The organism is Pseudobutyrivibrio sp. JW11 (assembly GCF_900115355.1).
Lineage (GTDB): Bacteria > Bacillota > Clostridia > Lachnospirales > Lachnospiraceae > Pseudobutyrivibrio > Pseudobutyrivibrio ruminis.
On the sequence record NZ_FOWB01000002.1, the window covers coordinates 124,337 to 148,104 of the forward strand.

The 23,768-nt window shown below is 38.0% G+C and carries 23 protein-coding genes; 21 read left to right on the plus strand and 2 right to left on the minus strand.

Annotated features, from left to right (window positions below):
- The first annotated feature begins 17 nt into the window (after positions 1 to 17).
- The 3 genes from BM102_RS02805 to BM102_RS02815 are packed head-to-tail and all read left to right on the plus strand — an operon-like array spanning position 18 to position 3,327.
- On the plus strand, positions 18 to 1,253 hold the full coding sequence (locus BM102_RS02805; RefSeq protein ID WP_074788988.1) for a DUF5716 family protein: 1,236 nt from the start codon (positions 18 to 20) through the stop codon (positions 1,251 to 1,253).
- Positions 1,254 to 1,260: 7 nt separating this feature from the next.
- A complete protein-coding gene (locus BM102_RS02810; protein ID WP_049960265.1) occupies positions 1,261 to 2,091 on the plus strand; it encodes a hypothetical protein in 831 nt (276 codons plus the stop codon).
- Positions 2,092 to 2,115: 24 nt separating this feature from the next.
- Complete coding sequence (locus BM102_RS02815; protein ID WP_090478736.1) at positions 2,116 to 3,327, plus strand: AAA family ATPase; 1,212 nt, start codon at positions 2,116 to 2,118, stop codon at positions 3,325 to 3,327.
- Between the two features lie 2 nt (positions 3,328 to 3,329).
- On the opposite strand, the gene BM102_RS02820 is transcribed toward BM102_RS02815, so the two are convergent.
- On the minus strand, positions 3,330 to 4,412 hold the full coding sequence (locus BM102_RS02820; protein ID WP_090478739.1) for an endonuclease/exonuclease/phosphatase family protein: 1,083 nt from the start codon (positions 4,410 to 4,412) through the stop codon (positions 3,330 to 3,332).
- 106 nt (positions 4,413 to 4,518) lie between these two features.
- On the opposite strand from BM102_RS02820, the gene BM102_RS02825 reads away from it, so the two are divergent.
- The 10 genes from BM102_RS02825 to BM102_RS02870 all read left to right on the plus strand — a co-directional run bounded on the left by BM102_RS02825 (position 4,519) and on the right by BM102_RS02870 (position 14,731).
- The gene (locus BM102_RS02825; RefSeq protein ID WP_090478742.1) at positions 4,519 to 5,754 is read left to right on the plus strand and encodes an MFS transporter; all 1,236 of its coding nucleotides are present in this window, start codon (positions 4,519 to 4,521) and stop codon (positions 5,752 to 5,754) included.
- A 67-nt stretch (positions 5,755 to 5,821) separates the two neighbouring features.
- The gene (locus BM102_RS02830) at positions 5,822 to 6,436 is read left to right on the plus strand and encodes a hypothetical protein (protein ID WP_090478744.1); all 615 of its coding nucleotides are present in this window, start codon (positions 5,822 to 5,824) and stop codon (positions 6,434 to 6,436) included.
- A 28-nt stretch (positions 6,437 to 6,464) separates the two neighbouring features.
- Positions 6,465 to 7,154, plus strand: a complete 690-nt coding sequence (locus tag BM102_RS02835) for a response regulator transcription factor (RefSeq protein WP_033154202.1) — start codon at positions 6,465 to 6,467, stop codon at positions 7,152 to 7,154.
- Positions 7,132 to 8,643: a sensor histidine kinase gene (locus BM102_RS02840; RefSeq protein ID WP_143085454.1), complete on the plus strand. Its 1,512-nt coding sequence runs from the start codon at positions 7,132 to 7,134 to the stop codon at positions 8,641 to 8,643. Before BM102_RS02835 ends, BM102_RS02840 begins: the two co-directional genes overlap by 23 nt.
- 84 nt (positions 8,644 to 8,727) lie before the next feature.
- On the plus strand, positions 8,728 to 9,486 hold the full coding sequence (locus BM102_RS02845) for a hypothetical protein (RefSeq protein ID WP_090478747.1): 759 nt from the start codon (positions 8,728 to 8,730) through the stop codon (positions 9,484 to 9,486).
- 34 nt (positions 9,487 to 9,520) lie between these two features.
- Entirely contained in the window at positions 9,521 to 10,444 is a 924-nt protein-coding gene (locus tag BM102_RS02850; RefSeq protein ID WP_044934656.1) for a chemotaxis protein, read from the plus strand.
- A gap of 64 nt (positions 10,445 to 10,508) precedes the next feature.
- A complete protein-coding gene (locus BM102_RS02855) occupies positions 10,509 to 12,428 on the plus strand; it encodes a midas domain-containing protein (RefSeq protein ID WP_090478750.1) in 1,920 nt (639 codons plus the stop codon).
- Positions 12,425 to 13,030, plus strand: coding sequence for an imidazole glycerol phosphate synthase subunit HisH (gene hisH, locus BM102_RS02860; RefSeq protein WP_090393891.1), 606 nt, complete (start codon positions 12,425 to 12,427; stop codon positions 13,028 to 13,030). Before BM102_RS02855 ends, hisH begins: the two co-directional genes overlap by 4 nt.
- 37 nt (positions 13,031 to 13,067) lie before the next feature.
- The gene (gene hisF / locus BM102_RS02865) at positions 13,068 to 13,826 is read left to right on the plus strand and encodes an imidazole glycerol phosphate synthase subunit HisF (protein WP_090478753.1); all 759 of its coding nucleotides are present in this window, start codon (positions 13,068 to 13,070) and stop codon (positions 13,824 to 13,826) included.
- 128 nt (positions 13,827 to 13,954) lie between these two features.
- The gene (locus BM102_RS02870) at positions 13,955 to 14,731 is read left to right on the plus strand and encodes a flagellar filament capping protein FliD (RefSeq protein WP_090478755.1); all 777 of its coding nucleotides are present in this window, start codon (positions 13,955 to 13,957) and stop codon (positions 14,729 to 14,731) included.
- Between the two features lie 48 nt (positions 14,732 to 14,779).
- Here BM102_RS02870 and BM102_RS02875 read toward each other — a convergent pair whose 3' ends face one another.
- A complete protein-coding gene (locus tag BM102_RS02875) occupies positions 14,780 to 16,273 on the minus strand; it encodes a diguanylate cyclase (RefSeq protein ID WP_090478758.1) in 1,494 nt (497 codons plus the stop codon).
- Between the two features lie 149 nt (positions 16,274 to 16,422).
- On the opposite strand from BM102_RS02875, the gene BM102_RS02880 reads away from it, so the two are divergent.
- The 8 genes from BM102_RS02880 to rbfA all read left to right on the plus strand — a co-directional run bounded on the left by BM102_RS02880 (position 16,423) and on the right by rbfA (position 23,755).
- Positions 16,423 to 17,136, plus strand: a complete 714-nt coding sequence (locus tag BM102_RS02880; RefSeq protein WP_074788974.1) for an IMP cyclohydrolase — start codon at positions 16,423 to 16,425, stop codon at positions 17,134 to 17,136.
- 24 nt (positions 17,137 to 17,160) lie between these two features.
- A complete protein-coding gene (locus BM102_RS02885; protein WP_090478763.1) occupies positions 17,161 to 18,339 on the plus strand; it encodes a phosphoribosylaminoimidazolecarboxamide formyltransferase in 1,179 nt (392 codons plus the stop codon).
- A gap of 155 nt (positions 18,340 to 18,494) precedes the next feature.
- Positions 18,495 to 18,965 (plus strand): ribosome maturation factor RimP, encoded by a 471-nt coding sequence (gene rimP / locus BM102_RS02890; RefSeq protein ID WP_033154192.1) that lies wholly within the window; start codon positions 18,495 to 18,497, stop codon positions 18,963 to 18,965.
- Positions 18,966 to 18,983: 18 nt separating this feature from the next.
- Positions 18,984 to 20,165: a transcription termination factor NusA gene (gene nusA, locus BM102_RS02895; protein WP_044934634.1), complete on the plus strand. Its 1,182-nt coding sequence runs from the start codon at positions 18,984 to 18,986 to the stop codon at positions 20,163 to 20,165.
- A complete protein-coding gene (gene rnpM, locus BM102_RS02900; protein ID WP_090478766.1) occupies positions 20,165 to 20,431 on the plus strand; it encodes an RNase P modulator RnpM in 267 nt (88 codons plus the stop codon). Before nusA ends, rnpM begins: the two co-directional genes overlap by 1 nt.
- Positions 20,421 to 20,726, plus strand: a complete 306-nt coding sequence (locus tag BM102_RS02905) for a L7Ae/L30e/S12e/Gadd45 family ribosomal protein (RefSeq protein ID WP_102048062.1) — start codon at positions 20,421 to 20,423, stop codon at positions 20,724 to 20,726. Before rnpM ends, BM102_RS02905 begins: the two co-directional genes overlap by 11 nt.
- Positions 20,727 to 20,741: 15 nt before the next feature.
- Entirely contained in the window at positions 20,742 to 23,369 is a 2,628-nt protein-coding gene (gene infB / locus BM102_RS02910; RefSeq protein WP_090478769.1) for a translation initiation factor IF-2, read from the plus strand.
- Complete coding sequence (gene rbfA, locus BM102_RS02915) at positions 23,369 to 23,755, plus strand: 30S ribosome-binding factor RbfA (protein WP_033154189.1); 387 nt, start codon at positions 23,369 to 23,371, stop codon at positions 23,753 to 23,755. Before infB ends, rbfA begins: the two co-directional genes overlap by 1 nt.
- The last annotated feature ends 13 nt before the right edge of the window (positions 23,756 to 23,768 follow it).

A 23,768-nucleotide genomic window follows, 5' to 3' on the forward strand; every position in this document is an offset into this window, starting at 1 on the left:
GGTGAAAGAGGATTTATATGGGAAATTCTGAGGGGGCTTATCTTGGCATAGATATTAGTGCCAGAAGCACAGTTCTTAGTATTTATAAATCAAATATGGATGAGCCGGCTACAGTCAGCACGATTCTTGGTGAGGAAAATTATTCCATCCCTACAGTACTTGCTAAGCGATACGGTATGGGACAATGGTTTTTTGGTGATGAAGCTATTAGCAAAAGCCGCACAAAGGAGGCTATGCTTGTAGACGATTTATATACTTTGGCTCTCAAGAATGAGGAAGTTTTTGTTGATGGAGAAAGCTTTCAAGCCAGAGAGCTTATGGTTATATATTTTAATAAGCTTTTTGCTATTCCAGGTCCTATGGCTGCCATGGGGGATATTGAAAAGCTTGTGGTTTGTGTGGATCAGGTAAATCTTGAGGTCATGGAATTGATGAATTATATCATCTCCAGACTATCCATAGATTCCAATAGGCTTATGCTTATCGACCGCAACGAATGCTTTTACTTTTATGCATTATCACAGAGGCCAGAGTTGTTTTTATATAGCGTAGCCCTTTTTGATTACAGCGGTTCAAACATGATTTCGTGTGTGTTGAATCGTAATCAAAGCACTCGTCCTCAGATGATTACACTTGATGTAGTTAATCATGGAGATATTACCGACAATCGAGATGAAAAGTTTGATGAGATAATAGCAGATACTTTTGGAAGTACTTTGTTTTCATCAGTTTATCTTGTTGGTGACGGCTTTGATGGCGAGTGGATGAAGGTCAGCCTTGCTAGACTTTGCAAGGGCCGTAAGGTGTTCATGGGAAAGAACCTTTATTCAAAGGGCGCATGTTATGCAGGCTACACCAAGGATGGCAAACGCGATTGGCCTTTCATTTACATTGGTGACAACGATTTAAAGCTTAATCTTTCAATAAAGATTTTAGAAAATAATGTTATGAAATTTTTCACCCTTATCGATGCCGGACAAAGCTGGTACGATGCAAAGGGAGAGTGTGAAGTAATTCTGGATGGTGAGCCAGAGCTTGAATTCTATATCCAAAGGCCAGAATCAAGGGAAGCTCACACAGAGGTTCTTGAATTAACAGATATGCCAAAAAGAGAAAACAGAACCACTCGTCTTCGAATAGAAGCAAGTCCTATTTCTGATGTGGCTGTATCTATCGTAATTACGGATTTAGGATTCGGAGAAATTTCTCCATCCTCTGGCAAAAGCTGGGAACACACTATTTCAATTAAGTAGGTAGTTTATGAGTACATTGATTTATTGCAAAAATTCAATAGCAGCTACACCTTATTACATAGAAGAAGTGTCTTTGAATGTATATTCTCTTGAGGAGCTTAGCTATTACATGCTAAATAATGTTTATTTGCTTTCTACTAAGCTGATGAACACGGAGCTTTGTAATTGGATTGGCAGAGAGCTTAAGTTTCCTAAGCTTGCTAGCGAGCTTCAGTCAATGGTGCAAAACAATTCGCCTTTACATATTTTTGTAGGCCATATTTTAAGCGCCAATGGATATGCTTCAAATAAAGAGATTAAGGATGCACTTTCTATTATTTCAACCTTTGAAAACAAATCGGAGGCTGAAAGACGTAAGCTTAGAGCTGATAGACTAATGCTTGGCAACAAGCTTGTAGATGCCATCTATGAGTACGAGACTCTACTTGCTGAGGATGTTGCAAAGACAATGCCTCGCACCGTTGAAGGAGATGTTTATCACAATTTAGGATGTGCTTTTGCAAAGCTTTTCTTTTTTGATGAGGCCAGCAAATGCTTTGATGAAGGCTATAAACGCAATCAAAAGAAGCAGACACTTTATTGTCTTTTATACGCAGCTCGCTGTGGCAAGGATAAGCTTGGATTTGAGGAGTATGTTGCTAAATATCAAGTTCCTAGAAGCGATGTAGAGGAAGTTTTGCAGATTGTTTCCAGGTCCACAATCAAAGAAGATATTGTTGGTTTTGATAGCGCTATAAATGATTTGCTTTATGGTGAATCATCACAAGTGTCAAAGGAAACAATTCAAAATGTTATCAATAATTGGAAAGAAGAATATATAAAAATCTGCAGGATTTAATTAATATCCTAAAGGGAGAAATGTATGGGATTTTTTTCAAGTAGAAAAAAGAAAAAAGAACTTAGAGCAGCTAAAATTGATGATGCTTTTAACAGAGTTTATTCCCAAATCGAAGGGATCGATAGTTGGGAAGAAGATCCAAAGAAGCTTGAACATTATATTTTGGATTCCTGCGAGCAGATTATTGCATCCACTAAGGCTATGGAACGCCAAAAGATGGAGTATCGAATTGTTACTCGTTATCTTAATGATATAAAGGCTATAGAGAATCTGCCAAAGGAAAAAGCAAAGGAGCTTCGTAATACTGCGTCACGTATATGCGAATTGGAAAACAATCTTGTTAATGCAAGATCAATCCAGAGAAACATTACAGATGAACAATACGAAGTGATTTCTGATGATGAGGCTGATATGCCTGAAATCATTAATCGATTTGCATCAGACGAAATATATCAGGCAAAGCTTAAGCGAAATCTTGCCTATCTTGAAGGTGAAAAAAGTCGATGGGAAATCGAAAGAGAAGAGCTTCAGGGTCAGATTAAACTCTTTAGAAAGATGGCCGTTGCCATTCTTGCATCCTTTATGACGCTGCTTATTTTATTGCTTGCTATGTACAATGCAGCTCAGGCAGATATTTCTATCTGGGTGTTTATAGTTTTATTTATCTGCGCTGTTAGCGGATTTATTGTTTTTGTTCGTCAGAATACAATTGCCAGAGAAAACAAAGTTGCCATTGTTCATCTAAATCAGGCTATTAGTATGCTCAACGTAGAAAGAATGAAATACGTTAATGTGACCAATTCAGTTGAGTATTCGAAAGATAGATATTTTGTCAAAACTTCAGCCGAGCTTCAGTACGTTTGGGAACAATATCAAGATAAACTTAGAGACCAGCAAAGATATATTCAAAACAATGAGGACCTTGAGTTTTACAATTCTAAATTGGAGAGAATTTTAGGTGAGATTGGACTTGCTGATGATAAGATTTGGTTGAATCAGGTAAATGCCCTTGTTGATAAACAGGATATGTCAGAATGCAGACATAGACTTGTTATGCGAAGAAAGAAGATTAGGGATAGATTGGATGACCATCGAAGGATTGTTCAAGAAGAAAGAGATGAAATAGATAGGCTCATGATTAACCATGAGCACTATCTACCTGAGATTCAGGAAATCATCAAATCAGTTGATAAGCTCTGTGGCACAAGCTCAAGCAGTGCCAAAAAGAATGCTTAATATTATTCTAAAATGAAGTCCATATAGACTGGATTGTGGTCTGAATACGCAAAGCCTGTATCTAATACATTTGAGTATTCAACCTTAACATTTGAAGAAACAATGAAACCATCGATTGTTAATACGAAGGAATCCTTGGTGTATGGTGTGTCGGCGTTTCTACATGATGGAACAGGATTTGCTTCATCAAGTGGACCTACAACGCTAAAGCCATCAGATAATAAATCTTCTGGGAATGGCTGAGCCCAATTAGCTTCGCTGGTTGTTCCAAAATATGCAGATGAATCACCAAGCATATCTTTGTTCATATCGCCACCGGCAATAACGTAATTACCAGCCTCAACCTCAGCGGTCATATCTTCGTTGAGCATGACAACCTGGTTTTCTGCAGTTGATGGATTTGTAGTGTATGCAGACAAATGAACATTGTATAAAACAAGCTGCTTGCCGTTATCAAGATCAATATAGTTTTTGCAATAACATCTATCCAGGTCGATGAACTTTGATAAGCCTTCTTCGATTGGAAGAGAGCGACGGATAGAGCTTGTTATTGTGGCTGGTGAAACTGTTAAAAGTCCAGCTTTTGACTTACCGTGAGGCTGAGTAAAAGGATACATCAAGAATGGACTATCATAATTTTGCGCGAAAGTGTAGTTTACATCACTTATATCAGCATCAGCTAAATCTGAAATGATAAGATCTTTCTGATTTACGTGATAACTTCTTGTAGAATCGATATCTACTTCTTGGAACAACATTAAATCTGGGTCTAATGACATAACGCTATTTACTGAGCCATTGATGTTATCGTACACAGCTTCTTTTGAGTATGCCCATGACTCTGTGCCGCCATCCATGAAGAATGAATAGTCTGCAGAGTATGCACCAAATCCAAGATTTGCAGATGATATTCGATAGGTTTCTCCGATAGAAAGAGTATCTGTAGATGCTGAACCTTCGATTTCGAGTTCTAGATTATCGTCTAAACGATAATACGAAGCGAATACATAAACTACATATCCGACAAGTAAAAGAACGATGATTAGTAGAATAATAAGAATGGTTTTTAAAACTTTTTTTGCCATATATTCTTTCCTTTCAGATGTTTAAAAATTCATTAATAATATATCATAAAAGCTTGTTAGAATTCTAAAATTCATAATATATTAAAATAATTTTAAGGAGTTAGACATGATTTTTCAAATTAAAGAGTCAAGAGAGTACAGACTGAATTTATACTACATAATAGCTCAGGGTCTATACTGGATGATGGTATGCTGCACAATCAGCATGGGCTCAGCTTATTTATCTAACAGAGGTTATTCCACAGTTGGGATAGGTGCTTTATTTGCTATCGCCTTTTTAGTAGCTACAGTGTTACAACAGGTTGTTTCATATCTGACAGATAAAGCTGCTAGCTTTGATGTGGTAGATGTTTTAGCTTTGCTTGGTGCTGTTGTTACCTTGGATTTATTCTTTGCTATAGGAACAAATTCTAAGGGCTTTGGAACTAGCTTCACATTCTTTATTGGAGCTATGGTTGCCACAGTAATACAGCCATTTTTAAATGCGCTTAATTTCCATATTGAAAAATACAATGTGAAAATGAACTTTGGAGTTGCCAGAGCAAGCGGGTCTTTCTTCTTTTTTATAATGAGTTTGCTTGTTGGAAATTTCATGACTCTTACATCTGAAAGGGCAGTAACTATTCTTGGATTTATTGTTTCTGCAGCCTTTGTTGTTGTAATCATTCTTATATATAGAGAATTAAAGAATTCGGGAATTGAAATTAATGAAGATTATGATCCGTTTTCCGAAGAATCAAAATCAGATAGTTTCAGTTTAGAATTAGTAAAGAATTTTATTAGTAAATATGAGATGTTTTTCGTATTTTTAATTGGTGTTGTTTGCTTTTATTTTGGACATGTTTTGATAAACAATTTCTTATATCAAATCACCGTCAATGTTGGAGGAAACGAGGCAAGCAACGGAGGGCTCCTAGCACTACAGGCAATCGTAGAGCTTCCTGCTATGATTTTCTTTAATCAGCTTAAGGATAAATTTGGCACCAAAAAGCTTCTTAGTGTGTCTGCGGTATTTTATTTTGTTAAAATTCTTGTTACAACCTTGGCAACATCTGTTGGATTTTTATATTTCAGTATGTTGTTCCAAGCTTTGGCTTTTGCAATTTTCATACCAGCATCTGTTCATTTTGTAGATGAAATCATGAATAAGCAGGATGCTGTTAAAGGACAGGCTTTTGTAACTATAGCTATGACATTTAGTAATTTACTTTCAAGCTTACTTGGCGGTGTATTAATTAGAATTATTGGTGTAACACCTGCTTTATGGTTTGGTACAATCATCACTTTTGCAGGAGTGGTAATAGCTATATTCGGTTTAGCAAAAATCTGCGAAAATAATTAAATAAAAGATAGATTTTTTTGGTACAAATTGCTAAAATAATTATATACAATTATTTTAAAGGATTGATATGGCTAAGTATAATATTGGTGGATACATCTTCGATGATGAGAATAAAGCAAAAAAAGCCGCCAAAGAGCTTAAGGCAGTTGAGTATATCTTGGGGCAGATCAAAGACAGCGATGAGAATGCTGTGCTCACTGTATATAAAAAGCTTTTGAATCAGCGAATGTTTTCCACTGAAATCGGTATGAGTTTTCTAGCTCAGCTTAGGCAGAATCTTTTAGATTCAGAGGTTTTTACGCCAGAGGATATTCCTCCTGTTTATTCTTTAGAAGAACCCCCTAAAGACGTGACACCAGAAGAAAAAACAGAAGATACAAATTCATCTTCTGATGAAAAAGTATCTAAAGCTAAGAAGGAAAAAGCCGATAAAAAAGTTGTGGCTAAAGTCACAAATGATTCCTCAGAAATCAAAAGACTAAAAGCTATCAACAAAGTCCTATTAATTTTTTGCATTGCATTGTTGCTTTGCGTTTTGGGAATGTTTTATGTGAGTACCACAATAAACAGCCCGACCATACTCGATTACGAAGAAAAGCTAATCGACAAGTATTCTTCTTGGGAGCAGGATCTTACCGAAAGAGAAGAAGCTATCAGGGAGAAGGAACAGGAACAACAATAATATTATTTCAAGGATTGGGGTTGGTGTTATGTCTAAAAACAAAATTCTTGTGGCTGATGATGAAAGCCGAATGAGAAAACTTATCAAGGATTATTTGGTAAGAGAGGATTACGAGGTCATAGAGGCCGAAAATGGGGAACAGGCTCTCGACATGTTCTATATGGACAGCGAGATATCACTTATCATTTTGGATGTTATGATGCCAAAAGTTGATGGGTTTGCCGTTTTGAAAGAAATCAGAGAGACTTCTTCTATACCTGTTCTTATGCTTACAGCTAAGGGCGAGGAAAATGATGTTCTTAATGGTTTTGAGCTTGGTGCTGATGAGTACATTAATAAGCCATTTTCTCCAAAGATTCTTATGGCCAGAGTTAATGCAGTTCTTAGAAGAAGCACAGATGATTCAATCGGCAAGAAGGTTGTTGAAGCTGGTGGCATTCAGCTGGATGTTGATGCACATGTAGCAACTAACGATGGTACTCCTGTAGAGCTTTCTGTTAAGGAATTCGAGTTGCTTTATTACTTCATCAATAATGAAGGAATTGCTCTTTCAAGAGAAAAGATTCTCAATCATGTTTGGGACTATGATTACTTTGGAGATGCTAGAACAATCGATACTCACGTTAAAAAGCTTCGTAGTAAGTTAGACGATAAGGGAAACTACATCAAGACTATTTGGGGCATGGGGTATAAATTTGAAGTCGACGCAAAGGTCTAATAAAATTAATCGCCAAATTGTAGGATTGATAGTTACAATCATACTTGGTTCACTTGTTATTGTTAGTATTCTATCATCCTGCTTTTTAGGCGATTATTATGTTTTAACAAAGAGACATGATATGGTAGAGCTCTACGATATCATGTCTAATAAGTGCAATGAGGGTGTTTTATACGGACAAGATTATGAAGCAGAAATAGCAGCCTTATTTGATAGGTTTTCTGTAAATTGCGTTGTTACAGGCGCTAGCGGAGAGCCTTTAATTTCGTCTAATACTAATTCTGAGATTTTATTGAATCAACTCAATTATTCAATGTTTTCAAACGATGAATCTGTAGATGTCATTAACAAGAATGATAATTACGAGATTTTTAAGCAGGCTTTTCCAGGTTCAGAGGATGATTATCTTGTTCTATTAGGATTGCTCCCTGATGGTAGTATCGTTTTTATTAGAGCTACTTTATCTGCAATGGAGCATACCAGTTCAATCACAAACAAGTTTTTCCTATATATGGTTATGATTGCGATTCTTATGACTACAGTATTTAGTCATTTTGCGATTGCTAAGTTTACTCAGCCATTATTTAACATAATTGATATAACGAAGCGTATTTCAAACTTCGATTTCGAAGCAAAGTACACGCCTCAGGTTATATATAATGAGATGGATGATTTGGGTGAGCATGTTAATGAAATGTCTACTACATTAAAACGTGCAATTAGCCAGCTTCGTACTGCTAATGAAAGCCTGAAACACGATCTTGAAGTTCGTGAAGAAAATGAAAACATGCGAAAAGAATTCGTATCAAATGTTTCACACGAGCTTAAAACACCAATTGCCCTTATCCAAGGCTATGCCGAGGGTCTGCAGGAGGGCATTATGGAGGATGAGAACAGCCGTCAGATTTATCTTGATATCATCATTGATGAAGCAAACAAGATGAACCGTTTGGTTAGAGAAATGCTCATTCTTAATCAGCTTGAAGCTGGTCAGATGAATATGGATATGGTTGATTTTGACGTAACAGAGATGATTGATAGTGTTGTTGATAGCAATAAAATCAATTTCGAAGCTCAGAATATTACCTATTCATTTATCAACAAAGAACCTTGTGTGGTTCATGCAGACGAATTCTTAGTGGAGCAGGTTATTACTAACTTTATTAGTAACGCAATTCACTATGTATTAAATGAAAACATCATTAATGTAAGATATGATTTTGTTAAAAAAGGCAAAGTTCGAATTAGTGTATTCAATTCCGGAAATAACATTGCCAAGAAGGACATCAAGCACATTTGGGAGAAGTTTTACAAAGCTGATAAGGCTAGAAGCCGTGAATATGGCGGCAGTGGTATCGGATTGTCAGTTGTTAAAGCTACAATGGATTTGATGCATGAAAAATTTGGTGTAGAAAACTTGCCAAATGGAGTTGAATTTTGGTTTGAGTTAACTTTGACAAAAGACACAAAAATCAAACAAAATTCATAGAATTTTCTGATTTTTTGTGTTGAACAATACACATATTAATGCTAACATACCATTAATGATTAGTTTATTCTTCTAGGAGATAGCATGAAAATTAAAAGATTTTTCCTTTTGATTTCGGTTATGTGTTTTTCTCTACTTTTCACCGCTTGTGGTGAACCTTTGTACACTATGACAGAGGAAGAAGAGGCGGTAATCACAGCTTATGCCTCAAAAACTGTTTCAAAATTCAATAAAAATCAGACAACAGGAATTGCCAATGCCCGCGTTAAAGCTGGTGAGTTGGATGATGAATATGAGCCTGATGAAGCTGAATCTGAGGAAACAGAAGAGGTAATTGACGAGGAAAATACAGAAGTCGAATATGATCCAGAAACTGGCGAACCTATAGTTACAGATGAGACTGAAGAAGGCACTGACGAAGAAGGTTCTGAGGATGCAGGATATTCTATGACTGATGCAATTGAGATACCAGGTGTAGAATTTACTTGCTCTGAGTTTGATGTGACTTCCGATTACAAAACAAATAATTTTGTTCTACAACAGGTTTCTGGCAAAAAATACATAGTACTTTCTATTGAAGCGAAAAATACATCAGATTCATCTGTTAATTTTTCAAATTATACAGGAAGAACATACAATTTATCATTAAATGGTGGAACAAAAGCAAGTACCCAGTACACACCATTGTCAAATGATTTAGCTAACTATGATGGCATACTGGCAGCTGGAGAATCAAAATCATTTATTTTGGTCTTTCTATTCAGCGATTCGTCAGTAGAAAATATATCCTCACTTGAATTATTCATTACAAGTGATGGCACAACAAGAGGGACAACCATATAAATCATATAATTGATTTAAATGAGAGGAGATTTGCATGGATACTAATATTTTATTAGAGTCGGGCACTAACGAGCTCGAAGTACTTGAATTTAAGGTTGGCAAAAATTTCTATGGAATTAACGTTGCCAAGATTAGGGAGATTTTGTTATATCAACCAGTAACACCTCTACCTAATGCGCATCCTTCTATAGAAGGTATCTTCATGCCAAGAGATATTATGATTTCTGTCATTTCTCTTCGCAAGTGCTTAAATATTACAGATGAAGCTGATACAGACGGCTTATTCATCATTACAAACTTCAATAGTTTGAATACAGCTTTCCACGTTGATGAGGTTCTCGGAATTCATCGTGTTTCTTGGGAAGACATCATCAAGCCTGATGCAACTATCAGTTCTGATGAATCTGGAGTTTCAACAGGTGTTATCAAGTTAGAAGACAGACTCGTTGTTATTCTTGACTTCGAGAAGATTGTTACAGATATCAATCCTGAGACTGGTCTTAAGGTTTCAGAAATGGATGATTACGAGACAAAAGATCGTAGTAAATCACCTATTTTACTTTGTGAAGATTCACCACTTCTTTCAAAGCTTATTGTTGAGTGCTTGAAGAAGGCTGGTTACACTAACCTTATCGTTAATATGAACGGTCAGGAAGGTTGGGACAAGCTTGTTGAGTTCCACAAGAGAGGTACAGTTCTTAACGATGTACATCTTATTATCACTGATATCGAGATGCCTCTTATGGATGGTCACAGACTTTGCAAGCTCGTTAAAGAAAATGACACCATGAAGAACATTCCACTTATTATTTTCTCATCACTTATTAACGACGAGATTAGACGTAAGGGCGAAAGCCTTGGTGCCGATGCTCAGCTTACAAAGCCTGAAATTGGTAAGCTTATTTCCGTTGTTGATGAGCTTGTTGCTAAATACGAAGTCGCTCGTAAAGGCAATTAAAATTTTTAAAACTGAGGGGTGTGCTTTGCATACCCCTTAATTAAATTTAAGGGAGGACATGTAGATGTCTCAGTCAGAGGACTACTTAGATGGACTACTGAATTCAATAAATAAGGCTAAGACTGATGCTATGCAGGTCCAGGAGAATGCTATGAAGAAGCAACAGCAGGTTGTTGAGAGCCGCAAGGCTGTTGCTCCTGATGAGGATTTTCTTACTGCAACAGGAATTGATTCTTCTCAGGCACAGACTAAGACTTCCCATCCATACCTCAGAAAGGTTCTTTCCGAGGAGGATTTTTTGCGCCAATTTGAAGAAGAATTGGATACTGATGATGTAGATTTATTTATTAGTAATTTTGAACAGGAAATCGACGAGGAAGAGCGCATTTTCCAGGAAACAGGTGAATTGCCTGATTCTGAAGGTGTTGTTAATTCTCTTCTTAATAATATTAAAAGTGTTGTCAATAAGGCACAGGATGAACTGGATGAACCAGAACCAGTTGCCGAAGACGAAGGCGAATCTGAAATGGATTCTCAGGAAGAAATGGCTTCAGAAGAATTTGAGTCGTTAGAGCCTGATACAGAAGAAGCTGAAGATGATTCTGATGAGCTTAGCTTAAAGGATATTCTTGAAGATGATGAACCTCAGATTGATTTAGCTGCAGATGATTCACCTATAGAGATACCAGATGATGGAGAAATAGATTTATCCAACTTTATTGAAGAGCCCGAGGATGCTCCTTTAGATGAGGAAAGTCCTGCAGATTCTGATGATTCAGATGATTTTGGTTTGTCATTAGATGATATTATCGAGGATTCAGGAGATGAAGAACCACTTGATGATTCCCTCAAAGAATTTCTTCCTGATGAGATGGATGCTTTAGATGAAGCTCAGTACGGTGATGGAGACGAGCCTGATTTATCAGGAGATGGCGATTTGGATCTCGAAAACCTTCTTGAAGGTGACGATGAGGACCTTCTTGATATTCAATCACTTTTAAGTGGTGATGAAGAAGGTGCTGGAGAAGCTGCAGACATTGATGAATCTGCCGAGGAATCTGAGCCGGAAGAAGAAGAAGAAGAAGAAGGCAAAGGTAAAAAGAAAAAGAAGAAGAAAAAAGATAAAAAAGAAAAAGGTGAAAAGGGTGAGAAAGAACCTAACCCTATTATCCAGAAGCTTTTACTTATACTTTTTGGACCTCCTGATGAGGATGAGCTTGCAGAAGAAGCAGCAAAGAATACCACTGTTGAGATTACCTATGATGAAGATGGAAATCCAATAGTTCCAGAGCCTGAGGAAGATCCAAAGGAAAAGAAAAAACGACTTAAAGAAGAAAAGAAAGCTGCAAAAGAAGCGGCCAAAAAAGAGAAGGAAGCTGCTAAGAAAGAGAAGGCTAAGGAGAAGAAACCGAAGGAACCAAAGCCTAAAAAAGAAAAGAAACCAAAGGAACCTGATAATTCTCCTAAAATTCCTATTTCCATTATTGCCACATTTTTGGTATTATCTATATCAATAATTGGTGTAGTAATGGTTGGGATGACCTTTACAGGTCTTAAGCGTCATATGGCACAGGCTAATGAATTGTTCGAAGCGGGCGATTATATAGCAGCATATGAAAAGCTTAATGGTTTTGATTTATCTGATGAGGATGTTGCCTTACTCAGAAATCAAGCAAGAACTCTTGCTGATTTGCAGCTTTGTCAGCAGCAATACGAAGCATTCATTCAGTATGAGCAGTACAATTATGCATTGGATTCTTTAATCATTGGTGTTGGAAGATACGAAAAATATAAGGATGATGCTGCAGAATATGGTATTGCCGACCAATATGATGCATATGGCACTACTTTAATTTCTGAACTGTCCGAGACTTTCGGATTATCAGAAGAGGAAGCCTTAGCTATATATAATCAGCCAAACCGTCATTACTATACAATAGAACTTAGAAAGGTGCTGAGAAGCTTAGGTTTACCAGATTTATGATTGCAATACTAGATTACGATGCAGGAAATATTAAAAGTGTAGAAAAAGCATTTAAAATCCTTGGTAAGGAAACTGTCCTTACCAGGGATTTTAGTGTAATTAAAAAAGCCGACCATGTGGTGTTACCGGGGGTCGGCTCTTTTGCTGATGCTATGAACCATCTTAAAAAATACGAACTTGATAAAGCTATAAAAGAATATGTTGCCAGCGGCAAGCCATTTCTTGGTATTTGCCTGGGCCTACAGCTTTTATTTGATTCAAGCGAAGAATCTCCAGGGGTTGAGGGACTTCATTTACTTAATGGTGAGGTTGTGAGAATTCCTGATGGACCAGGCTTAAAGGTTCCACACATTGGCTGGAATTCTTTGGATTATCCAAATCAGGGACGTTTGTTTAATGGTATAGATGAGGGTTCATTTGTATACTTTGTTCATTCGTATTATTTGAAAGCAAAGGATGACTCTATTGTTACAGCTACAACTGAATATGGTTGTCATATTCATGCTTCTGTTGAGAAAGACAATATATTTGCTTGTCAGTTCCATCCAGAAAAGTCATCATCTGTAGGACTTCAGATTTTGAAGAACTTTGCAGAGATTTAATCCTGTTGCTAGTTGTTTGTTATATAGGAGAATTGTTATGTTTACAAAGCGTATTATCCCATGTTTGGATGTCAAAGATGGAAGAGTAGTTAAGGGTGTTAATTTCGTTGATTTAAGAGATGCTGGGGACCCTGTAGAAATCGCAGCAGCTTACGATAAAGCAGGAGCGGATGAAGTAGTATTTCTTGATATTACAGCTTCATCTGATGGTAGAAATACAGTTGTGGATATGGTTCGTCGAGTTGCAGAACAGGTATTTATTCCTTTTACTGTTGGCGGTGGTATTCGTTCTGTAGATGATTTTAAAGCTCTTTTACGTGAGGGAGCAGATAAAATCTCTGTCAATTCTGCTGCAATTGACAATCCTCGTCTTATTTCAGATGCTGCTGATAAATTTGGCAGCCAATGTGTCGTTGTTGCTATTGATGCAAAGAAGCGTCTTGATGGAGGCTTTAACATTTATAAGCACGGCGGTAGATTAGATTGCGGCATAGATGCAGTAGAATGGGCTATTAAGTGCGAAAAGCTTGGAGCCGGTGAGATTCTTCTTACTTCTATGGATTGTGATGGTACAAAAGCAGGATTTGATTTGGAACTTACTAAGGCTGTTTCTGATGCTGTAAATATTCCTGTCATTGCATCAGGTGGCGCTGGCAATATGGAGCACTTTAAGGATGCTCTTACAATTGGTGGTGCTGACGCGGCTCTTGCGGCATCTTTATTCCATTATAAGGAACTGGAAATCGTTGATTTAAAGAAATATCTTAGGAATCAGGGGGTTTCTGTAAGATTATAAAAAGATGGGATATGTTTTAACAAAAGTTTCACATGTCCCTGTTATTATGTTATTGAGTATAAATGTAAGTAAGAGACAAAACAGTAGAACAAGGATGTTCATGTTTTATTTTCAAAGGAGTGATGTTTATGTCTTTAACTATTAATTCATTTGGAAACAATTCTATATATTCATTGTTTGGAGGTAACAATTCTTCGGGCATTAATTCAATGTTTGGAGGATTAGAAGGCTCTCTAACAAGCTTATCTCAGATTAAATCAGGTTCATATGGAAAGTTGGTTAAGTCATATTATTCAAAGTATGATAATGATGGAAACCTAAAGTCTGACACATCTAAAAAGTCTAAGATTGCAGACTCTAATTTGAGTGAGATTAGAAATGATTCGTCAGATTTGAGCAAAGCTACAGATAAGCTTTTAGCTAAAGGCAAGAATTCAATCTGGAACGAAGTTGAATCTACTGATGAAGAAGGCAATGTTACAAAGGACTATGACAAAGATAAGATTTATAGCGCTATAAAGGGGTTTGCAGATGCATATAATGAGCTTGTAGATAGTGGCCAGAAGTCAGAGAGTACTGGAATTCTTTCTCAGGTTGCAGCGATGGTTACAACTTCAGCTAAGACAGCCCAGACCCTTGGAAAGGCTGGAATTACCATAGATAATAAGAATCATCTTAATGTTGATGAAGATTTCCTAAAGAATAAAGCTAATATGACCTATGTAAAGGATCTGTTTAATGGAACTGGTAGCTATGCTTATCAGGTAGCAACAAAGTCTTCAATGGCTAATTCCTATGCAAGCAATGAACTTGCAAGCATTACAGGCCGTAAGTCATATACAAACAGCGGAGATTATTCATTATCTGCTGATGATATGATAAGTAAATTCAATACAACAACCTAATTAATAGTAAACAAAAGCTGGTCCTTAAGGGCCAGCTTTTTTATGTCTTTATTTTCGGCGGTCAATGCCATTTTCTTTGTAATATCTATTTTTGTCTTCGTACATATGCTTGTCTGCTTTATGCTCCAAATCCTCTATAGATGCATCTAGTGAATCTACATAAGCTGCATATCCTACTGAAAGTGAAAGCTTATCTACTAATAAACCTCTCCATTGGGCCGCTTTCGCTTTTATATCGTTTACTATCTGCCCAGGATTGTTAGTGTGTAGTATTGCCAAGAATTCATCGCCACCGGTTCTGTAGGTCTTACCAAAGGAGCCGATAGTTGATTGCAAGCAATCTGCGGCGCCCTTAATTAATTCGTCACCAGCTGCATGTCCGATTGTGTCATTTGCTTTCTTTAGGCCATTAACATCTACTGAGAAGATAACAAAGTCTTCAGGCAGGCCTTCTTTCTTATATACTTCTACGTCATCGTCATAGCAACGTCTGTTGAACAGCCTTGTAAGCTCATCAGTTAAGGAAATGTTTATCAGATGCTCCTCACGGCGTTTCTCTTCATCGATATTTCGTGTAGTGAATATAACGATATTTGGAATTCCATCTGCCGTCTCATCAACGGCAATATATTGAGCTCTGAACCAACCGTATGTAGCATTGATGAAATCGCTTGATAAAATCTTTTTATTTGTTAGTCTTGCTCGGACTGTGGTGATATCCGTAAATTTCCAAAAGTCATCTAATTGTTCAGGTACAACAAATTTTTTAATAGATTGAGTCATTTTTGTGTGATTCTGATGTGGCATTTCTATTTTGTGCTCAACCTTGTTTTCATCACGCAGTGAAATTTCCGTAGAGTTAATAAAGTTTATAAGATTAACGTTATTATAAATTTCAGCCATTGAGCGAAGAGTTTTCATTTGCTCTTGCATATCTTTTTCGTGATCACGTATTTCCAGAAATTTCTCCATCAGCTGCTTCATATAGTTTATAGATACTTCGAGTATTACGTATCCAACAATAAACATAAGTATTGCTTCTATAGTGTATCCAGTTATGCTGCCTCTGAATTCCATTTTTGGACTTATGTTTCCAGCTTTTCTAGCTGCATAGAAAGGGGCAGTTTCATATGCTGCAAGGATCATCATCATATAATTAAATAGTGATGAAAACATATATATTGTTTTATTTACATATAATATGCTTAATAAAGGCACCAAAAACCATGTAATCTTGATTGCAAAATGGGAGTAATTCAAAAAAAACAATAATATATCTAGTGAAACCAATGCAAAAATTGCTGTATTTTTAGAATCTGGAAATTTGTACATAGCAAAACGGTGTATTGCAGCAAGTAGTAGAATGATTCCAGATAAAAATAGACAGTCGAAATAATCTATGCTATGAATTATGCCCAGTGCAATAGGGATGGCCATAAGAGGGCCTATAGATATTCCAATCCATAGACATTTATTTATATAGTCATTTATTTTTCTATAATTTTTTTGCTTAAAGTCTTCATAACTTGTTACGTTCTTCATTACATACTCCTCATAATCATGTATATAAAGCTTAATCCATTTGTTTGAAAAAGTTGTGAATATAAATGGAAATAACAAACAAAATATGGTGGACTTTGAGATGTTGTTCGGTTATAATTTTTGCGGAAAATGTATTAAAGGAGGAACCCATGGTAGTAAAATCTTTAGCAAGAGAATTATCAGAAACCACGTATCCAGGCAGAGGCATTGTCATTGGCCGTTCAGAAGACGGAACCAAGGCTGTCTCTGCTTATTTTATTATGGGGCGTTCTGAGAATTCCAGAAACAGAGTATTCGTAGAGGACGGTGAGGGCATTCGCACACAGGCTTTCGATCCTTCAAAGCTTACAGACCCTTCACTTATTATCTATGCACCAGTTCGAGTACTTGGAAATGATACCATTGTTACAAACGGAGACCAGACAGACACTATCTACGACGAAATGAAGAAAGGCAAGACATTTGAACAAGCACTTCGCCTTCGTGAGTTCGAGCCAGACGGCCCTAATTTCACACCTCGTATTTCAGGTCTTATTCACATCGAAAATGGTGAATTCAATTATTTAATGTCAATTCTTAAATCAAACATGGGCGATAGCGATTCATGTAACAGATATACTTTTGATTATTCTAATCCTAAGGCTGGTTCAGGCCGATTTATTCACACATATATGAATGATGGCAATCCACTTCCTTCATATGAGGGAGAGCCAACACCAATTGAAATAAAGGGAAACATCGATGAGTTTACATCAGTTATTTGGGAGAACCTTAATGAAGATAACAAGGTTTCGCTTTTTGTACGCTACATCGATATCGCTAGTGGTGCCGTAGAAACTCGTATCGTAAACAAGAATAAATAATTTTGTATTTTGGAGGATTTTGTAATGAAAGAATTGGAATTAAAGTATGGTTGTAACCCTAATCAGAAGCCTTCACGAATCTATATGGAAGATGGGGATCTTCCAATTGAGGTTCTTTCTGGTAAGCCTGGTTATATTAATTTTTTAGATGCTTTTAATGGTTGGCAGTTAGTTTCCGAGCTTAAGAAGGCTACTGGTCTTGCAGCTGCTACATCATTCAAGCATGTTTCACCAGCAGGCGCTGCTGTGGGTCTTCCTCTTTCAAATGTAGAGCGCAAAATTTACTGGTGTGACGATTTAGATATGGAATTTACTCCACTTGCAAATGCTTATGCTAGAGCAAGAGGTGCAGACAGAATGTCTTCATTTGGAGATTTTATTTCACTTTCTGATGTTTGCGATGTTGCTACAGCAAAGCTTATTAAGCGAGAGGTTTCTGATGGTGTCATTGCACCTGGCTATGAGCCAGAAGCACTTGAAATTCTTAAAGCTAAGAAAAACGGCAACTATGCAGTAATCAAAATTGATCCAAACTATGTTCCAAAGCAGCTTGAGCGTAAGGAAGTATTTGGCATTACATTTGAGCAGGGAAGAAATGAGCTTGTTATTGATGACAACTTCTTTGCAAATATTGTTACAGACAATAAAGAACTTACAGAGCAGGCTAAGATTGATCTTGCTATTGCAATGATTACTCTTAAGTACACACAGTCTAATTCTGTTTGCTACGTAAAGGATGGCCAGGCAATCGGCATTGGTGCTGGCCAGCAGTCACGTATTCACTGTACTCGTCTTGCAGGACAGAAGGCTGATAACTGGTGGCTTCGTCAGTCTCCAAAGGTTCTTAACCTTGATTTTGTTGATGGAATCAAGAGAGCTGATAGAGACAATGCAATCGACCTTTACATTGGAGATGAATTCGAGGATGTAATCGGAGATGATGTATGGCAGAAAACTTTCAAGACAAGACCAAGCGAGTTTACAAGAGCAGAAAAGCGTGCATGGCTTGATAAGATGTCTGATGTAGCACTTGGAAGTGATGCATTCTTCCCATTTGGCGACAACATTGAGCGTGCCCATAAGTCAGGTGTTAAGTATGTAGCTCAGCCAGGCGGCTCTGTTCGTGATGACAATGTTATCGAGACATGTAACAAGTACGGAATGGTTATGTCGTTTACTGGACTTCGTCTATTCCATCATTAATATGGGTTTTTCCCTAAAAAGCTTGAAAAATCAAATAATTCTGATATAATGATTATTGTTATTGAAGAGAGCGACTGAAAGAGAGAGCGTTTTTGCTCTCTCTTTTACTATGTTTGTTCACTTTTAACATGCACAACTGAATAAGGAGGACATTTATGTCAAAACACACCGATTACGAAAAACGTACGGAAGAATTGATAACTCCTATTCTTGATGAGATGGGCTTTGAGCTCTATGACGTTGAATACGTTAAAGAGGGCACAGATTATTATCTTAGAGCCTACATCGACAAGGAAGGTGGTATCACAATTGATGATTGCGTAGATGTAAGCCGTCGCATGAACGATTTACTTGACGCAGAGCCACAGATTGGTGGAGACGAAGGATATATCTTCGAAGTTAGTTCACCAGGTCTTGGCAGAGTTTTAAAGAAAGATAAGCATTTTGAAAAAGCCATTGGACTTGATGTTGATATTAAGACATACAAGCCGGTTAATGGTGCTAAGGAATTTACTGGAACACTTAAGGCCTTCGATAAGGATACTTTTACAATCGAATTTGAAGATGGCACAGAGGTGTTTAATAGATCAGACGTTGCACAAATCAAATTATCAATAGATTTCTAGTAGAAATAGGAGGAAATAATGGCAGCTAATACAAATGATTTTTGGGATGCTCTTACAGATCTCGCAAAAGAGAAAAATATCAGCATGGACGTGTTAATCGAGACAATCGAGAATTCACTTCTTATTGCATGTAAGAACAATTATGGAAAGGCAGATAATGCTACAGTTGAAATCGACAGAGAGACTGGTGCTTATCATGTATTTCTTGCAAAGACAGTAGTTGATGAGGTTATGGATCCTGTTGAGGAGATTTCACTTGCTGATGCTCAGAACATCAATGGTAAGCATCAGATTGGTGATGTTCTTCACATCGAGGTTAAGTCAAAGGATTTTGGCCGTATCGCAGCTACAGCAGCTAAGAACACAATCACACAGAAAATCCGCGAGGAAGAACGTAAGGTTCTTTACGAGGAGTACTATGAGCTTCAGCACAAGGTTGTTACAGGTGTTGTTACTCGTTTCTCAGGAAGCAATATCCATGTTAACCTTGGTAAGCTTGAGGGATTCCTTGCAGAGTCTGAGCAGGTTAAGGGCGAGTTCTACAAGCCACAGGACCGTATCAAGGTTTATATCGTAGAAGTTAAGACATCAAACAAGGGACCACGTATTCTTGTATCTCGTACACACCCAGAGCTTGTTAAGAAGCTTTTCGAAGAGGAAGTTTCAGAGGTTCGCGATGGTATCGTAGAAATCAAGTCAATCTCTCGTGAGGCTGGTAGCCGTACAAAGATTGCTGTTTGGTCAAACGACGAGGATGTAGATCCAGTTGGAGCATGCGTAGGTCAGAACGGTGCACGTGTAAACGCAATCGTTAATGAGCTTCGTGGTGAGAAAATCGATATCGTAGAGTGGGATGAGAACCCTGCATACCTTATTGAAAATGCACTTTCACCAGCAAAGGTTGTTGCAGTTGTTGCTGACGCTGATGAAAAGAGCGCTCGCGTAGTTGTTCCTGATTATCAGCTTTCACTTGCTATTGGTAAGGAAGGACAGAACGCACGTCTTGCTGCTCGTCTTACAGGCTTCAAGATTGATATCAAGAGCGAAACACAGGCTAAGGAAGCTGGTGATTTCCTTGATTACGAAGAAGATTACGATGATGACGACGAGTACTATGATGAGGATGAGTACTACGACGAGGACGAGTACGCTGAGGACGCTGAAGCAGAGTCTGATGCTGCAGAGTCTGAGGAAGAGTAATGGAAGTCAAAGAACTACCTCTTAGAAAATGTGTTTCATGCGGACAGATGCTTCCTAAAAACCAGTTATTTCGATTGGTTAAATCGGCACAGGGCGTTCAGCTTGATAAAAGCTATAAGGCACAGGGCCGCGGAGCATATATCTGCAAAAACAAATCTTGTCTAGATGCTGCTTTAAAGAAAAAATCTTTAAACAGATCTCTTAGACAGGCAGTCAATGAAGAGGTATTTAATATTTTATATACGGAGTTAGAAAATGACAGATAAAGCACTTAATATGATTAGCATAGCAATGAAAGCTGGCGCTCTTGTTAGTGGTGAATTCGCTTGCGAGCAAGCCATTAAAGAAGGCAGTGGTTTTCTTTGTATAGTTGCTGGTGATGCTTCAGATAACACTAAGAAATCATTTTCAAATTCGTGTGAGTTCTATGATGTTAAATACATAGAATACGGAACTAAAGAATCTTTAGGTCATGCAATTGGAAAAGAATATCGGGCATCAATCGTAGTGTGCGATGAAAATCTATCCTTAAGCATCCTTGATAAGATAGATAAAGCTTGATGAGGAGGATATTAGATGGCAAAAATTAAAGTACATGAATTAGCCAAAGAGCTTGGAAAAGAAAGCAAAGATATTATTGCTTTCCTTGGCTCTAATGGAATAGAAGCAAAAGCAATGAGTGGTGTGGAGGACGATATGGCTGATAAAATTCGCAAGAATTTCTCAAAGTCCGAAGCTCCAAAGGCTAAGAAGCCACGTCCTGTAGACAAAGACGGAAATCCTGTAAAGAAGAAAAAGAACGTTTTCGTTGTTACTCGCGGTAGCGATGACAGAAGACGTCGTAGCTCTGACAATTCTTCTAGAGGCGAGAGAAATGATAATCGTGATAACAATCGCGAGAAGCAGGCTCAGCAGCCTAGAGGACCAATCAGACCACGTTCATTTGCTGATGGAGTTCGTCCATCTCAGCGTGCATCTGCACAGTCTAATGATACAGAGTTTGTATCAAAGAAGAAGCCAGCTGATGGACAGGAAAACACACGTCCAGCAAAGAAGCAGGATAGAAATGAGCGCCCAGAGCGTTCAGAGCGTCCAGAGCGTAACGATAGAAGAGATAGAAACGATAATCGTAACGACAATCGCAATGATAGACGCGACAACAATAGACCTGGAAACAGAAACGATAGAAATAACGATCGTAACAATGATCGCAACAACGACAGACCATCAGCAGGAAGAAACAATCGTCCATCGCAGCAGGCATCTGCTCCCGATATGGCACCTTCTTCAAATTCAAAGGGCGGTCGTCGCGATGATAAGAAAAAGAAGAACAACGATAGAGAGAACAACTTAGGCGGCAAGAAGCAGGAGCGTTTCATCAATCTTGAAAAGAATGGTGGAAAGAAGAAAAAGAACAATGCTCCTAAGGCTCCAGAGCGTAACATGGACGAAGTTCTTACAATCACAATTCCTGAAAGAATTACTATCAAGGATCTTGCTGACAAGATGAAGGTTCAGGCATCTGCAGTTGTTAAGACTCTTTTCATGAAGGGTACAATGGTTACAGTTAACCAGGAAGTTGACTTCGAAAAGGCAGAGGAAATCGCTCTTGAATTCAACTGTATCTGTGAGGAAGAGGAAAAGGTAGATGTTATCGCTGAGCTTCTTAAGGAAGAGGAAGAAGATACATCAAACTTCCCATCACGTCCACCTGTTGTTTGTGTAATGGGTCACGTAGATCACGGTAAAACATCACTTCTTGATGCAATTCGTGATACAAAGGTTACAGACCGTGAGGCTGGTGGTATCACACAGCATATCGGTGCTTATACAGTATCTATTAATGGACAGGATATCACATTCCTTGATACACCAGGTCACGAGGCATTTACTGCTATGCGTATGCGTGGTGCTAACTCAACAGATATCGCTATCCTTGTAGTAGCTGCTGATGATGGTGTTATGCCACAGACAGTAGAGGCTATTAACCATGCAAAGGCTGCTGGAATCGAAATCATTGTTGCAATCAACAAGATTGATAAGCCTAATGCAAATATTGATAGAGTTAAGCAGGAACTTTCAGAGTATCAGCTTATCCCAGAGGATTGGGGTGGAAGCACAGTATTCTGTCCAGTTTCAGCTCACACAAAGGAAGGTATCGACAACCTTCTTGAAATGATTCTTCTTACAGCAGAAGTACTTGAGCTTAAGGCAAACCCAAATCGTAAGGCTCGTGGTCTTGTTATTGAGGCACAGCTTGATAAGGGACGTGGTGCAGTTGCAACTGTACTTGTTCAGAAGGGTACACTTCACGTTGGTGATCCTGTTGCCTGCGGTAGCTGTCATGGTAAGGTTCGTGCAATGCTTGATGACACTGGTGCTCGCGTAAAGAGCGCAGGTCCATCTGTTCCTGTAGAGATTCTTGGTCTTTCTGAGGTTCCAAATGCAGGCGAAGTATTAATGGCATTTGATTCTGAAAAGGAAGCACATGCATTTGCAGATACATTCGTTGCAGAGCACAAGAACAAGCTTGTTGAGCAGACTAAGTCAAAGATGTCTCTTGACGCACTCTTTAGCGAGATTGAGTCAGGAAATCTTAAGGAACTTGATATCATTGTTAAGGCTGACGTTCAGGGTTCTGTTGAGGCTGTTAAGCAGTCACTTGAGAAGCTTTCAAACGAAGAGGTTGTTGTTAAGACAATCCACGGTGGTGTTGGTACAATCAACGAGTCCGATGTAGTTCTTGCATCTGCTTCAAATGCAATCATCATTGGTTTTAACGTACGTATCGATCCTCAGGCAAAGGCTACAGCTGATAGAGAAGGCGTAGATCTTCGTCTTTATAAGGTTATTTACGATGCTATCAACGATGTAGAGTCTGCTATGAAGGGTATGCTTGATCCTATTTACGAGGAGAAGGTTATCGGTCATGCTGAAGTTCGTCAGATTTTCAAGGCTTCTGGTGTTGGTAACATTGCTGGTTCATATGTTACAGATGGTTACTTCCAAAGAGACTGTATGGTCCGCGTAACTCGTGAGGGTGAGCTTATTCACGAAGGTAAGCTTGGTTCTCTTAAGAGATTTAAGGATGACGTTAAGGAAGTTAAGTCAAACTTTGAGTGTGGTCTCGTAATTGAAGACTTCAACGATGTTCAGGAGATGGATATTATCGAGGCTTACATCATGGTAGAGGTACCTAGATAATGAGAAAAAATTCAGTTAAAAATACACGTATAAACGAAGAAGTTATGCGTGAGCTTAGCAATATTATTCGTCTTGAGGTAAAGGATCCTCGCATTTCACCAGTTACATCTGTTGTATCTGTTGAGGTTGCTCCTGACCTTAAGACATGCAAGGCTTATATTTCAGTTCTTGGGGATGATGAAGCAGCTAGAAAGACTCTCGAGGGTCTTAAGAGCTCTGCTGGATTCATCCGCAGAGAGCTTGCTCACAGAGTAAATCTTAGAAACACACCTGAGATTACATTTGTTAGTGATCAGTCTATTGCATATGCTGCAAAGATGAGCAAGCTTATTGATGAGGTCAATGCTCCTCTTCATGAAAGAGAGCAGAACGGCGAAGAAAACTAAAATACATTAAATT